This window comes from Streptomyces sp. NPDC029122 (assembly GCF_055569445.1).
On the sequence record NZ_JBVHWK010000008.1, the window covers coordinates 120,806 to 134,371 of the forward strand.

A 13,566-nucleotide genomic window follows, 5' to 3' on the forward strand; every position below is an offset into this window, starting at 1 on the left:
CCGGCGGCCGGGCGGGTCAGCCGGTGGTGAGGCGGGCGGGCTGGAGACCGGTGAGCAGGAGGGTGAGGGCCTCGTCGAGCCCGGCGCCGAGGTACCAGTCACCGGTGTGGTCGATGAGGTAGACGCGGCCCTCGCGGTCGATGGCGAGGTGGGAGCCGCCGTCGGTGCCGGCGCCGAGCGGGCACAGTTCGGTGGACAGGGCGCGTCCGAGGTCGGCGAAGGTGCGGGCGAGGTGGAGGCCGGTCAGCGGGTCCACGTGCACGGGGGTGGGCGCTATCTGCCGGCCGGGGCCCGGGGCGGTGAGGGTGAGGCCGCCGAATTCGGCCCAGGCCTCGACGGCGGCGGGGAAGACGGTGTGCCGGTGGCCGGCCGGGGTGGTGTGGTCGCGCAGGGAGTCGGCCCAGTATTCGGCCTGCTTGATGTCCCAGCGGCCGGGTTCCCATCCGGCGGTGCGCAGGGCGGAGTCCACGGGGCCGGGGAACCGGGTGGCCGAGGAGCGGTCGTAGGAGGCGGAGGACGCGGTCATGGCGGCTACTCGGGGTGGGTGAGGTCGACGGGGCGTACGCCGAAGTGGCTGAGGAGTGCGTCGCAGGAGCGGCAGGGCGGTGCGTAGGTGCCGTGGAGGGGGTCGCCGTCCTCGCGGATGCGGCGGGCGGTGATGCGGGCGTGCTTGAGGGAGCGGCGGGCTTCGCTCGCCGAGAGGGGCTTGCGGGAGGCGCGCTTGCTGCGGGCGCCCTCGACGGCGGCGAGGTGGCGGGAGAGCAGGATGGCTTCGGGGCAGCGGCCGGTGAAGCGTTCCCGCTGGCCGCTGGTGAGGGTGTCGAGGAAGTCCTGGACGAGGGGGTGGAGGGCGGGCGGCCGGTCGCCCTTGGCGGCGGTGCCGGTGAGGGTTTCCCCGCGGACGGAGAGCGCGGCGGCGACGGTGGGCAGGATGCCGTCGCGGCGGAAGCGGAGCACGGGCGGGGTGTGGGTGCCGCCCGCGCTGCTCCAGCGCAGCCGGGGATCGCCGACGGGGCCGGCCTCGGCCGGCTGCGGGCGGCCCGTGCGGGGTACCGCGTTTTGTGCGGTCGCGGTCTGTGTGGTCGCGGTCTGCATGGTTGCTCTTCCCTCCCGTGGCGGCGGTGCTGGTCGCTGTCGCGCACGCCCCCGTGCTGCGGGACAGCCTGTCAAATGTCACCTGTCGCACGGAAGCGGGGTCGAATATTCGTATCAATTCGGATGTTCCCGCCCCCCGGGCGCGTGCGTGGCTCGGGGGCGGGTGAGGGTCTTGCCGGAGCACATAGGCTGTGGTGAACCAGCCAGATCCAGCAGGGGGCTACCGCCATGACGACAGGTCGGCTCGGGCAGCAGGCCGCGCCACCCAACGCCGCTTACTCGGGGCAGGTCGTGCATTTCCCGGACCCGGTCCGGGCCGCTCGGCATCCCCACGGGGTGCGGATGGATGGCAACGGTCATCCCGACTTCTCGCGCTACGCGCGCGCCGCCGTGGAGATCGCCGAGCCCCCGGAGGGCTTCGGCGTGGACGAGCTGCGCCTCACGGACGTCGTGTCCGCGAACGCGGCGATGCGCGCGGCGGGCCATCCGCTGTGGGACACGGTGGGTCCGGTGGCGACCCCGCACGGCTGGACCTGGCACCACGTGGCCGGCTCCCGCCGGATGGAGCTGGTCCCGGTCGAGGTGAAGGCGCTGCTGAGGCACCACGCGGGTCTGGCGACGGCTCCCGTCGACCACGACAAGCGCGGCGCGCGGCCGCTGCAGGAGGCGCGTCCGGCGCACCTGGGGCTGCCGAAGGCCCTGGTCTCGGTGTCGGAGTCGCAGGTGCAGGGGGTCGAGGAGGACCTCGGCTACCGGCTCCCGGAGGCCTACCGCTCGTTCCTGAAGGCGGCGGGCGGCTGCGCACCCGTGGGCGCGGGGCTGCTGGTGGAGCTGGGGCTGCTGGTGGACCAGCCGTTCTTCACGGTGCGTGAGGAGGCGGCGGTCAACGACCTGGTGTACGTGAACAAGTGTCTGCGGGACCACCTGACGAAGGACTACCTGTGCGTGGCCTTCGTGCAGGGCGGGCTGCTCGCGGTGAAGGTGAAGGGCGAGGGCGTGGGCTCCGTCTGGTTCTCCCCGTACGACGACGCGCGGGACCGGGACGGCTGGTCGGTGCAGGAGCGGGTGGAGCGTCTGCTGCTTCCGTGCGGTGCCGATTTCGATGCCTTCCTGGAGCGCTTGGCGGGCAATCCGCCGGAGCTGGAGACGGTGGCCGGTCTGATGGTGGACGGCGGATTCGCGCGTTCGGTTGCAGTGTCCGGCGCCGGTATGGGTGAGGGGTGAGGGGCGCCGTGGTGACGTTCGCGCAGGCGCAGGAGCGCGCCGAGGAGTGGATCAACGGGGACGTGCCCGCGTACCAGCACCGTGAGGTGCGCGTACGGGAGTTCGGGCTCGGGTTCGTGGTGTGGGCCGAGGACCGGGCGGCCGGGCCGGTGTCCGGTGGTGGGCGGCAGCGGCTGGTCATCGCGCGGGACAGCGGTGAGGTGACGCTGTGGCCGGGGCTGCCGGTGGGCGAGGTGATCCGGCGGTACGAGGAGGAGTACGGGGCCGCTGCCGCGTCGACGGCTGCGGAGGCTTCGGTTCCGCCGCCGCGGATCGACTCGGAGCAGACCTCGTTCATGCTGACCCCGCCGCAGTGGCTGCAGGAGGCGGCGGACCGGGCGGGGATTCCGCCGGCGGGTGCGGGCGCTTCGGGTGCGGCTGCGGCTGCGGCTTCGGATGCGGGGGCTCCGGGTCCGGGGTCCGCTTCGGGTGCCTCCGGGGCGGGTGCTTCCCATCCGGGTGCCGCGGCTGCCGAGGCACCGGTTCCGCTGAGCCGTGGCGGCGAGGTGCCCTACGAGCCGACCGCGAACGACGGGGTGCCGGCCGGGTCCACGCCGTGGGCGGGGACCGATGTCAACTCCGGTGCCGACGAGGGCTCCGTACCGCTGCCCGCGACGGTGTTCGCGCCGCCGCTGTCGGGATCCGACCTGGACGACGCGCCCTCGGCCCCCAGGGTGGCCCCGGAGGCCAAGACCACGCTGATGGCGGGCGGCAGCCAGCTGCCCAAGACGACCGTGGCCCCGGCGCTGGCGGTTCCGGCGTCGGCCGCGGACATCGCCGACGCGCCTACGAGCAGGGCCCGTGTCTCCGCGCCGGGCGGGGTCGCGGCGCCGCAGCCGCCGGCGCCGCAGCAACCGCAGCCGCCGCAGGCCCCGCCGGCGCCTCCGGTCGGGGCGCCCGGGGTCCCTGGTGCGCCCGGTGCGCCCGGCGGCGGGGCGCAGTACGCCGCCACGATGCTGGCCGCGCCCGGTGGGCCGCCGGCTCCTCCGGGGACGCCGCCGGCGCCTCCCGGTCCGCCGGGTGCTCCCGCGGCTCCGGGTGCGCCGGGTTCGCTGGGCGGGGGGCTGGACCACGCCGCCACGATGCTGGCCGGTCCGGCCGTCGTGCAGCCGCCGGGCCCGCCGGCGCCTCCTGGTCCGCCGGGAGCGCCGACTCCGCCCGCGCCTCCCGCGCCCCCCGGTGCTCCCGGGGGCGGGGCGCACCAGGCCGCGACCATGCTGGCGGCGCCCGGTGTGGTGCCGGCGCCCGGTACGCCCGCGCCTCCCGGTCCGCCCGGTGCCCCTGGGGCTCCGGGTGCTCCCGCGGCTCCGGGTGCGCCGGGTTCGCCGGGCGCGGGGCTGGACCACGCCGCCACGATGCTGGCCGGTCCCGCCGTCGTACAGCCGCCCGGTCCGCCGGCTCCGCCCGGCGCTCCGGGTGCCCCGGGTGCTCCTGGTGCTCCTGGTGCTCCCGGCGGCGGGGCGCACCAGGCCGCCACCATGCTGGCCGGTCCCGGTGTGCCGCAGCCGCCCGGTCCGCCCGGCACGCCTCCCGGCCCGCCGCCCGGTCCGGCGGGGCAGCCGCAGGCCCCGTCCGGCGCGCCCACGGTCGGCCCCGGCTACCAGGCGGTGCTGCGCTACCGTGCGCCCGACGGCTCCGAGCAGCAGTTGATCCGCCGCTCGGCGCCCGGTACCCCGCACCCCGAGTGGCAGATCCTCTACGAGCTGCGCGCGATGAACGTGCCGCCGCAGCAGGTGCTGGAGCTGCACACCGAGCTGGCCTCCTGTGAGCTGCCGGGCGGTTACTGCGCCCGGATGATCAGGGAGACCTGGCCGCAGGTGCGGATCACGAGCGTGGCCCCGTACGGCACCGACCACGCGGGCCGTCAGCAGGGCATGCGCCACCTGCTCACCCATCAGGGTGAGCTGCACCAGGTGGCGGACGGACCCGCGCGCCCCGCGCCGGTCCGGGCGCCGCTGCCGCAGGTCCCGCTCCAGCCGGCGATCCCGATGGACGCGATCGCGCAGGAGCTGGCGGGGGCCTTCGGGCCGCAGGGGGTGTTCCGTTTCGACCAGCGGGCGGTGTCCCGGCAGGGCGTACCGGAGATCGTGGCGCAGACCCTGATGTGGGCGGGTCTGCCGATCGATTTCGGGCCGTTCTTCTGGGCCCAGGCGGTGCCCGGCCAGCCGGTGCCGACGCTCGCCGAGATGGCCGCGCAGCGGGGGGTGCAGCCGGCGTCGGACGCGGGCTCGTACCTGGTCGTGGGCAGTGACTTCGGCAAGGCGCTGTGCGTGCAGTACGGGACCGCGCACATAGTGGCGGTGCCGGTCGAGGCCGGCCCCGGCGGGGCGCCCGTGCCGCCGCAGTTCGTGAACTCGAGCCTGCCGCAGTTCGCGCGGTCGCTGGCGATGCTGGGTCACATGTGGCGGCTGCGCCAGCATCTGACGCCTGAGCAGGCCGGGCGCTGGACCGTCGATTTCCAGGCGAACCTGGCCGGTCTCGACAGCGCGGCGCTGGCCTCGCCGGAGAGCTGGTGGTCGGTGCTGCTGGAGCAGATGTGGGACGGACTGCTCTGACCGGATGACGGCAGGCGTGGCCGGGCCGGGTCCCCTCGTGCGGGGGACCCGGCCCGGCCATTCCGGCTTCTGCGAGCAAATGACGCATCCTTGACAGCAATCCCCGCGAGAGAGGCGCTCCAGGATGACTGCACCCTTTGCGATCGTGCGCGGTCGCGGCTACCGGACGGACGAGGTCGACCGGTATCTGGCGCGGCTGTCCGGCAGCCGGGACGAGGCCTGGGAGCGGGTGGCGCGGCTGACCGTGCTGGCCCGTCAGATGGAGGCGGAGGCCGAGCGGTTGCGCGCGGCCGTGGCCGCGCTGGCGCCGCAGACGTACGACGAGCTGAGCGAGCGCGCGCGGCGGATCCTGCAGTTGGCGCAGGAGGAGGCGCGGGCCCTGCGGGAGGACGCGCGGGCGGACGCGCTGGAGGCGGCGGGCGCGGCCGAGGCGCATGCCGACCGGGTGGCGGAGCTGGCGCGGCACGACGCGGAGGCGGTGCGAGAACAGACCGAGGTGCGGGCGCGGCAGGGGCTGCTGCGGGCGCAACGGGAGGCGGACGCGATCCGTGCGGAGGCGCGGGACGACGCGGCGGGGTGGCGGGCCGAGGCGCAGGCCGCGCTGACGGAGGCGGCTCGCCGGGCGCAGGCGTTGCTCGCGGAGCTCGAACAGGAGCAGGCGGAGCGGTGGGACGCGGCGGGGCGGGAGCTGGCGGCGCGGGCGGAGGAACTGGACGCGCGGTACGCGGAGCTGGAGCGGAACGCGGAGGCGCGGCTGGCGGAGGCGCGGCGGGGGTACGCGGAGGCGGAGGAGTCGGCGCGGCACGGGCAGGAGGACGCGGAGGCGCGGGCGGAGGAGCTGGTCGCGCAGGCGCGGGTCGCCGAGGAGCGGACGGGGCGGGAGACGGAGCGGATCCTGCGGGAGCACGCGGAGGCGGAGGAGGAGATGCGGGCCCACATGAGCCACGTCCGGTCCAGCCTGGCGGCGCTGACGGGGCGGGCGGCGGCGGAGGGGTAGCCGGTGCCCTGTCCGGGCGGTTGCCCTGGCCGGTCCGGTGCCCTGGCCGGGCGGTTCCGGGTGGGCGGGGTGCCGTGTCGGGCGGTGCCGGAGTGGGGGAGTTGCCCCGGTCGGGCGGTGCCCTGCGGGCGGTTCTGGGTGGGCGGGGGTGCCGTGTCGGGCGGTTGCCCTGGTCGGGCGGGGTGCGGGTGGGGCGTTGCCCTGTCGGGTGGTTGCCTCGTGGGCGGGGTTCGGGTGGGGTGGCAGTGGCTTCGGGTCGGGGTCGGGGTCGGTGCCGGGGTGGGGTGTCGTGCGGGGCGGGCTTCGATGTTCGGCGCCTGTTCCGGGTGTGTCCTGTAGAGCGGTACCGCGCGCCGAGTTCATCTCGTTCTAGCCCCGGACGACACCCCTCCCCGTCCCCGCCCCCTTGCGTCCGTCGGCCGGCCGGCCGTCTCGTCGGTCCAGGCCCGCCGACGACCTCGCGCGTGACGACGACCGGTTCGACACCGAGGTCGAGCGCGGCGCGCCCACCGCGTACGAAGCGCTGTGAGGATCGACGCCGGCGGCGGCTCGTTGTCCGTGATGGGGGGCAGGGTGGGTGAACCTCGGGGCGCGCTGCGGTTGAGGAAAGGTTTCTCCACCGCGTCGCGCTTTTACGCTCCCTCCCGGATGCCACCGGACCCGCATCCACCCGTGGAAGAGAAGAACGGAAACCCCTCATGCGTCTTCGCACCACCGCCGTAGCCCTCGTCGGAGCCCTCACCCTCGTCCTGCCGACCGCCGCCTCCGCGCTCGCGGACGACGGCGGCGGGGCCTTCAACTACACCTTCGTCCAGGACGGCGCCAGCACGAGCGGTCAGGTGAGCGACCTGTCCGAAGGCTGCCACGTGCTGGCCGTGACCGATGGCGCCTCGATCGAGGAGGTCGTCAACGAGACCGACAAGGTGGCCCTGCTCTTCGACAACGCGGTCTGCAAGGGCCAGCCGGTCGTGACGGCGGGCCCCGGGGAGATGGCGGGCGACTTCAAGGCCGTGGCCGTCCGCTTCGAGGCAGTCGAGCAGGAGCAGGACCACAAGCGCGAGGACGCCGCCGAGGCCCCCGCTCAGGCGCCGGCCGAGAGCGAGGAGAGCGAAGCCGGTGACGAGGAGGACGACTACATCGAGTCCACCTTCCGCCGGCTGGGCTGATCTCCCCGGCGAACGAGGGGCCCGGCACCCGAGGGTGCCGGGCCCCCGTCATGCCCCCGGGACGGGGGCCTCGTAGCGGTACGGGTCGCTCCGCAGGCCGCGCGAGACGGCCACCACGGTGAACGGGGGCTTCGCCGTCGCCGGGAGCGGCGCCGTCAGGGCGCCCGTCGCCGGATCCCGGGTCACCTGGAGCGGGGTGTCGTCCACCGTGAGGCGGGGTTCGGTGAAGCCGCCGCCCTCGACGCTGAGCAGCCCGCCGGCGGAGACGGTGACGTCGGTGATCACCGGGTTGGGGCGGATGGCCATCTTGTTCACCAGGTAGGCCCCCGCCGGAGCACCGGTCAGGGCCCAGACCTCGGAGGGCAGTCCGGGGAGCCCGCCGCCGACGTCGGCGAGGAAGAAGAGGACGACGTAGAGCATCGTGACCGCGCTCAGGGCCACGTACTGCAGGTCCATGAGGTCGGTCCGGCCGCTGTCGTTCGCGATCAGGTCCCGCAGCGGGCGCCGGCCTCCGGGGGTGGGCCGGGGGGCCGGCTTGGCCAGGCTGCCGTTCTCCACCCGGAGGCCGACGACCGCCTTGGCGGCGATCAGGGCCACGTACGGGCCTCCGAGCAGCGGCAGGTACACCGAGGTCAACGGGGACAGCGGGCCGTCGGAGCCGGTGCCGCGGAAGTACGCGATGCCGCCGCCGGCCGTCAGCCCGTACGCGAGGACCGCGAGCAGCAGCCAGACCAGGATCACCGTCCAGGCGAGCGCCAGGGTGGTGGAGGTGGAGAGCCGGCCGTCGCGGCCGGTGATGAAGCCCGGCCGGCGGCGCAGGCGCAGGGCCACCGGGACGGTCAGGGCGGCCAGTAAGGCGAGCGCGAAGAGTGCGGATGTCATGTCGTCCCCCCGGAAACGGTCCTGGGCAAGAGGGTCACCCACTGGGACCGAACATGACAAGCTCTACTCGTGCTCGGGCAGGACCGGGAACCTGCGCGGTGCCACCAGCAGCAGCACCAGCAGCGCCGCCACCCCGGCGGCCGTCGCGCCGAGGAAGATGTGCTCCACCGCGGCCGCCACCGCCCCCCGCAGGTGTTCCGATGCGGCCGGCGCCAGGCCGCCCGGCTCCGCCAGGGCCCGAGACACGTCGTCGAGGCGCTCCGGCAGTCCCGGCAGCGGCGTGTGCGCCAGCCGGGCGGCGACGGTCGCGTTGGCCACCGCACCCAGCAGCGCGGCCCCCACGCTCTGCCCGACGGTGCGGCAGAACAGCACCGAGGCGGTCGTGGTCCCCCGCTCGGCCCAGCCCACCGTCGACTGCACCCCGACCACCAGCGGGAGCTGGAAGAGCCCGAGGGCGGCGCCCAGCAGCAGCATGAGCAGCGCGGGCTGCCACGGCCGCGCGGGGTACGGGAGCAGGGTGAAGGCGAACAGGATCACCGAGGCCAGCCCCATCCCCAGGGCGGCGGTGTCGCGGAAGCCGAGGCGCCGGTACACGTGCTGGCAGAAGGCGGCCGACAGCGGCCAGCTCAGGGTCATCAGGGCGGTCAGGAGCCCGGCTCCGACCGGCCCGAGCCCGAGTACGGACTGCGCGTACGTCGGCATGAACACCATCGGGGCGACCATCAGCAGCCCCAGCGCCCCCATCGCCAGGTTCACCGCTGCGATGGTGCGCCGGCGCCACACCCAGCCGGGCAGGATCGGTTCCTCGGCCCGGCGCTCCACCCGGACCACCACGGCGGCCAGGGCCGCGCTCGCGCCCAGCAGTGCCAGTGAGGGTGCCGACAGCCAGGGCCAGGCCACTCCGCCCTGCACCAGCGCGAAGAGCAGCAGCCCGCCGCAGGCGAAGACGGCGAGCGCCCCGGCCCAGTCCACCGGGCCCCGGCGGCCGGGGGAGCGTACGGGTTCCACGAGGTGGCGGGCGGTCAGCCAGAGGGCCAGCCCGGCCAGCGGCACGTTGATCAGGAAGGTCCAGCGCCAGCCCGCGTACGCGGCCAGCATCCCGCCGAGGGCCGGGCCGAGCAGGGCGGAGCTCGCCCACACGGTGGTCATCCGGGCCTGGATGCGGGGGCGGTCGCGCAGCGGGTAGAGGTCGGCGGCCAGGGTCTGCACGGTGCTCTGCAGGGCTCCGCCGCCCAGCCCCTGGACGATCCGGAAGGCGATGAGGGCGGCCATGTTCCAGGCGGACGCGCACAGCAGGGAGCCGGCGAGGAACAGGGCGATGCCGAAGAGCAGGACGGGCTTGCGGCCGAAGGTGTCGCTGAGCCTGCCGTAGAGGGGGAGGGTGACGGTGACGGCGAGGAGGTAGCCGGAGAACAGCCAGGAGAAGAGGGAGAACCCGCCGAGGTCCCCGACGATCTGCGGGACGGCGGTGGAGACGATGGTGCTGTCGAGCGCGACCAGGGCCATGCTCAGCATCAGCGAGACCACCACCCGGGCGGGCGGCCGCCCGCGCACGCCGCCGTCGGGTCCGGAGCCCTCCGGGGAGCCGGCCGGCACGCCCTTCCCCGAGGACCGCCCCGAGGTCCGCCCCGAGGCCCGCCCCGAGGCCGGTCCGGGGCCGGGACGGCCTGCGGAAACCTTTCCTCTGGTCGGGCCGGTGGGCTCCGCCGCCCCTTCCGCGGCGGCTTCCGCGCCGTTTTCTCCTGCTTCCACCACGTTCCCCTCGTCTGCGGGGAACACCATCTCACCGGGCCGCGCCGGACGGTATCCCCGTCTCGAGGCCGCCGGATCCGTCGGTGTCCCCTACCCCGGGTCCGCCGCAGGGTGGACAACCCCTAGGGGTAGCTCAGCATTTGGGTCCACGGGACGTTCGTCCCGGCGGAGGAGGACGAAGGTCCCGCGAGGCCCTTAACTGGTTCATACGAGCGGGGCCGCCGGGGGGCGGGGTGGGGTTAACCCCCCGGCGGATACGGCGATGGGCACCAGCGCGCCGGACACCTCCCGCACAGCAGACTGCGACGACGACTCCGCGCCCACCAGCGCAGATGCGCGAACGCGCGGAAGAAGCGCCACCGCACCGCACACGCGGAGCGCACGAACACCAACAGGGGAGACAGCACCGTGACTACGGCGATGACCGAGACCAGGCAGGGGAGCGGCGGGGGACAGAACTCCGTCGCGGCCCGGGCGCGCCAGGTCGTCAAGGCCTACGGCTCCGGCGAGACCCGCGTCGTCGCCCTCGACCGGGTGGACGTGGACATCCACCGCGGCCAGTTCACCGCGATCATGGGTCCCTCCGGCTCCGGCAAGTCCACGCTGATGCACTGCCTCGCGGGGCTGGACACGGTGACCAGCGGGCACATCCACCTCGAGGACACCGAGATCACCGGCCTCAAGGACAAGAAGCTCACGCAGCTGCGGCGCGACAAGATCGGCTTCATCTTCCAGGCCTTCAACCTGCTGCCGACGCTCAACGCGCTGGAGAACATCACCCTCCCCATGGACATCGCGGGCCGCAAGCCGGACCCGCAGTGGCTGGACCGGGTCGTCCAGACGGTCGGCCTCGCGGGCCGCCTCAAGCACCGCCCGACCGAGCTCTCCGGCGGTCAGCAGCAGCGCGTCGCGGTCGCCCGCGCCCTCGCCGCCCGCCCCGCGATCATCTTCGGCGACGAGCCGACCGGAAACCTGGACTCCCGCGCCGGCGCCGAGGTGCTGGGCTTCCTGCGCCAGTCGGTCGACCAGCTGGGCCAGACCATCGTGATGGTCACCCACGACCCGGTCGCCGCCTCCTACGCGGACCGCGTCATCTTCCTGGCCGACGGCCGCATCGTCGACGAGATGTACGCGCCCACCGCCGACCAGGTCCTGGACCGGATGAAGGACTTCGACGCGCGCGGGCGGACCTCGTGACCGTCATGAAGACCGCGCGGCGCAACTTCTTCGCGCACAAGGGCCGGATGGCGCTCTCCGCCGTCGCCGTGCTGCTCTCGGTGGCCTTCGTCTGCGGCACCCTGGTGTTCACGGACACCATGAACACCACCTTCGACAAGCTGTTCGCCGTCACCAGCTCCGACGTCACCGTCACCCCCAAGGGAGACGAGGAGGGGGAGGAGATCTCCAGCCGCGGCAAGCCGGAGGGGCTGCCCGGCTCGGCGCTGGAGAAGGCGCGCGGCGCCGAGGGCGTCAAGTCCGCCGAGGGCAGCGTCGTCTCGCTGGCCGTCACGGTCGTGAACTCCAAGAACGAGAACATGGGGTCGACGACCGGAGCCCCGACCATCGCGGCCAGCTGGAACGACAACGAGCTCAAGTCGATGAAGATCACCTCCGGCCACGCCCCCCGTGGCCCCACCGAGGTGATGGTCGACGCCGACACCGCCGACAAGCACCACCTGAAGCTCGGGGACGAGCTGCGCACCATCGCCGTCACCGGTGACATCCGGGCGAAGATCAGCGGTATCGCCACCTTCACCGTGACCAACCCGGGCGCGGCCGTCGTCTACTTCGACACCGCCACCGCCCAGGAGAAGCTGCTCGGCGCCCCGGGCACCTTCACCCACATCAACGTCACCGCCAAGGACGGCGTGAGCCACGAGCAGCTGAAGAAGAACGTGGCGGCCGCCGTCGGCGCGGACACCTACAAGCTGCAGACCGCCAAGGAGGCCACCGCCGCAGGCAAGAAGGACATGGGCTTCCTCGACGTCATGAAGTACGTGATGCTCGGCTTCGCCGGCATCGCCTTCCTCGTCGGCATCTTCCTGATCTTCAACACCTTCTCCATGCTGGTGGCCCAGCGCACCCGCGAGATCGGCCTGATGCGCGCCATCGGCTCCGACCGCGGCCAGATCAACCGTTCCGTCCTCCTCGAGGCCTTCCTGCTGGGCGTCATCGGCTCCCTCACCGGCGTCGCGGCCGGCGTGGGCCTGGCCGTGGGCCTGATGAAGCTCATGGGCGCGCTGGGCATGCAGCTGTCCACCGCCGACCTGACGGTCAAGTGGACGACCCCCGTGGTCGGCCTGGTGCTGGGCACCGTCGTCACCGTGGTCGCCGCCTACGTCCCGGCCCGCCGGGCCGGCAAGGTCTCCCCGATGGCCGCCCTGCGCGACGCCGGCACCCCCGGCGACAAGAAGGCCGGTGTGGTCCGCGCCGTCCTCGGCCTGGTCCTCACCGGGACCGGCGCGGCGGCGCTCTTCCTCGCCGCGGCCGCCGAGAAGGCCTCCGAGGGCTCGCTGTGGCTGGCCGTCGGAGTGCTGTTCAGCCTCATCGGCTTCATCGTGATCGGCCCGCTGCTGGCCGGCGTGGTGGTCCGGGCGCTCGCCGCGCCCGTGCTGCGGCCCTTCGGCTCCGTCGGCCGGCTCGCCGAGCGCAACGCGCTGCGCAACCCGCGCCGTACCGGTGCCACGGCCGCCGCGCTGATGATCGGACTGGCGCTGGTCGCCTGTCTGTCGGTGGTCGGCTCCTCCATGGTGGCCTCCGCCACCGACGAGCTCGACCGTACCGTCGGCGCCGACTACATCGTCGCCTCGCAGACCGGCCAGCCGATGATGCCGCAGGCCGAGCAGGCGATGCGGGCCACCAAGGGCCTGGGCCACGTCACCGCGTACCGCGAGGTCGAGGCGAAGATCACCGCTCCGGACGGCACCTCCGCCCGGGACCGTCTCAGCGCCACCGACCCGACGTACGCCCAGGACGTGCGCCGCAAGACGACCGCGGGCGAGCACAAGGACGCGTACGCGCCCGGTTCCATGGCGGTCGGCTCGGCATACGCCGACAAGCACCGCGTCAAGGTCGGCGACGAGCTGACCGTCGCCTTCGACGGCGGCAAGACCGTCCGGCTGAAGGTCGCCGCGATCACCCTGGACGAGGGCAACCTCGACAAGGGCGTCAAGTACATCAGCACCGCGACCGCCGAGGCCAACGTCCCGGCCGACCGGCTGGCACGCCCGTTCATGCTGCTGGCAAAGGCGGAGAAGGGGCAGGCCGACAGCGCGTACACCGCGCTCAAGGCGGCCATGGCCGAGTATCCGCAGTACAAGGTGCTCAACCAGACCGACTACAAGCAGGACCTCAAGGACCAGGTCGGGCAGCTGCTCAACATGGTCTACGGGCTGCTCGCCCTCGCGATCATCGTCGCGGTCCTGGGTGTCGTGAACACCCTGGCCCTCTCGGTGGTCGAGCGGACCCGCGAGATCGGCCTGATGCGCGCCATCGGCCTCTCCCGCCGCCAGCTGCGCCGCATGATCCGCCTGGAGTCGGTGGTCATCGCCCTCTTCGGTGCCCTGCTGGGCCTCGGACTGGGCATGGGCTGGGGCGCCACCGCCCAGCAGCTCCTCGCCCTCCAGGGGCTGAAGGTGCTGGAGATCCCGTGGCCGACCATCATCGGCGTGTTCGCCGGCTCGGCCCTGGTGGGCCTGTTCGCCGCACTGGTCCCGGCCTTCCGGGCGGGGCGGATGAACGTTCTGAACGCGATCGCCAGCGAGTAGCCGGGCGGTCGTACGGGGGAGCAGTACGGGGGAACGCGCCGGCCCCGGACCGTCCGAGGGGACGTTCCGGGGCCGGCGTCGTGCTTCCG

The 13,566-nt window shown here is 74.0% G+C and carries 10 protein-coding genes; 6 read left to right on the forward strand and 4 right to left on the reverse strand.

Annotated elements, in window-relative coordinates:
• Window positions 1-16: 16 nt before the first annotated feature.
• The gene (locus tag ACZ4WZ_RS12665; protein WP_388939233.1) at window positions 17-526 is read right to left on the reverse strand and encodes an SUKH-3 domain-containing protein; all 510 of its coding nucleotides are present in this window, start codon (window positions 524-526) and stop codon (window positions 17-19) included.
• Window positions 527-531: 5 nt separating this feature from the next.
• Entirely contained in the window at window positions 532-1,095 is a 564-nt protein-coding gene (locus ACZ4WZ_RS12670; RefSeq protein WP_467888901.1) for a YwqJ-related putative deaminase, read from the reverse strand.
• Between the two features lie 228 nt (window positions 1,096-1,323).
• Between ACZ4WZ_RS12670 and ACZ4WZ_RS12675 the strand changes: the two genes are divergently transcribed.
• The 4 genes from ACZ4WZ_RS12675 to ACZ4WZ_RS12690 all read left to right on the forward strand — a co-directional run bounded on the left by ACZ4WZ_RS12675 (window position 1,324) and on the right by ACZ4WZ_RS12690 (window position 7,076).
• The gene (locus ACZ4WZ_RS12675; protein ID WP_388939230.1) at window positions 1,324-2,319 is read left to right on the forward strand and encodes an SMI1/KNR4 family protein; all 996 of its coding nucleotides are present in this window, start codon (window positions 1,324-1,326) and stop codon (window positions 2,317-2,319) included.
• Window positions 2,320-2,327: 8 nt separating this feature from the next.
• On the forward strand, window positions 2,328-4,913 hold the full coding sequence (locus ACZ4WZ_RS12680) for an SUKH-4 family immunity protein (RefSeq protein ID WP_467888905.1): 2,586 nt from the start codon (window positions 2,328-2,330) through the stop codon (window positions 4,911-4,913).
• 124 nt (window positions 4,914-5,037) lie between these two features.
• Complete coding sequence (locus ACZ4WZ_RS12685; protein ID WP_467888907.1) at window positions 5,038-5,910, forward strand: cellulose-binding protein; 873 nt, start codon at window positions 5,038-5,040, stop codon at window positions 5,908-5,910.
• A 698-nt stretch (window positions 5,911-6,608) separates the two neighbouring features.
• Window positions 6,609-7,076 (forward strand): hypothetical protein, encoded by a 468-nt coding sequence (locus ACZ4WZ_RS12690; RefSeq protein WP_467888909.1) that lies wholly within the window; start codon window positions 6,609-6,611, stop codon window positions 7,074-7,076.
• Window positions 7,077-7,124: 48 nt separating this feature from the next.
• On the opposite strand, the gene ACZ4WZ_RS12695 is transcribed toward ACZ4WZ_RS12690, so the two are convergent.
• A complete protein-coding gene (locus tag ACZ4WZ_RS12695; RefSeq protein ID WP_467888912.1) occupies window positions 7,125-7,958 on the reverse strand; it encodes a hypothetical protein in 834 nt (277 codons plus the stop codon).
• A 63-nt stretch (window positions 7,959-8,021) separates the two neighbouring features.
• Entirely contained in the window at window positions 8,022-9,740 is a 1,719-nt protein-coding gene (locus ACZ4WZ_RS12700; RefSeq protein WP_467888914.1) for an MDR family MFS transporter, read from the reverse strand.
• A 390-nt stretch (window positions 9,741-10,130) separates the two neighbouring features.
• On the opposite strand from ACZ4WZ_RS12700, the gene ACZ4WZ_RS12705 reads away from it, so the two are divergent.
• Window positions 10,131-10,907, forward strand: coding sequence for an ABC transporter ATP-binding protein (locus ACZ4WZ_RS12705; protein WP_388939220.1), 777 nt, complete (start codon window positions 10,131-10,133; stop codon window positions 10,905-10,907).
• On the forward strand, window positions 10,904-13,477 hold the full coding sequence (locus ACZ4WZ_RS12710; protein WP_467888917.1) for an ABC transporter permease: 2,574 nt from the start codon (window positions 10,904-10,906) through the stop codon (window positions 13,475-13,477). The genes ACZ4WZ_RS12705 and ACZ4WZ_RS12710 overlap by 4 nt, the downstream gene beginning before the upstream one ends.
• Window positions 13,478-13,566: the final 89 nt, after the last annotated feature.

Bases quoted from the DNA above. Each gene is read 5' to 3' on its own strand.
- ACZ4WZ_RS12665 (WP_388939233.1), bottom strand. From the start codon at position 526: ATGACCGCGTCCTCCGCCTCCTACGACCGCTCCTCGGCCACCCGGTTC.
- ACZ4WZ_RS12690 (WP_467888909.1), top strand. From the start codon at position 6,609: ATGCGTCTTCGCACCACCGCCGTAGCCCTCGTCGGAGCCCTCACCCTC.
- ACZ4WZ_RS12675 (WP_388939230.1), top strand. From the start codon at position 1,324: ATGACGACAGGTCGGCTCGGGCAGCAGGCCGCGCCACCCAACGCCGCT.
- ACZ4WZ_RS12695 (WP_467888912.1), bottom strand. From the start codon at position 7,958: ATGACATCCGCACTCTTCGCGCTCGCCTTACTGGCCGCCCTGACCGTC.
- ACZ4WZ_RS12670 (WP_467888901.1), bottom strand. From the start codon at position 1,095: ATGCAGACCGCGACCACACAGACCGCGACCGCACAAAACGCGGTACCC.
- ACZ4WZ_RS12705 (WP_388939220.1), top strand. From the start codon at position 10,131: ATGACCGAGACCAGGCAGGGGAGCGGCGGGGGACAGAACTCCGTCGCG.
- ACZ4WZ_RS12685 (WP_467888907.1), top strand. From the start codon at position 5,038: ATGACTGCACCCTTTGCGATCGTGCGCGGTCGCGGCTACCGGACGGAC.
- ACZ4WZ_RS12700 (WP_467888914.1), bottom strand. From the start codon at position 9,740: ATGGTGTTCCCCGCAGACGAGGGGAACGTGGTGGAAGCAGGAGAAAAC.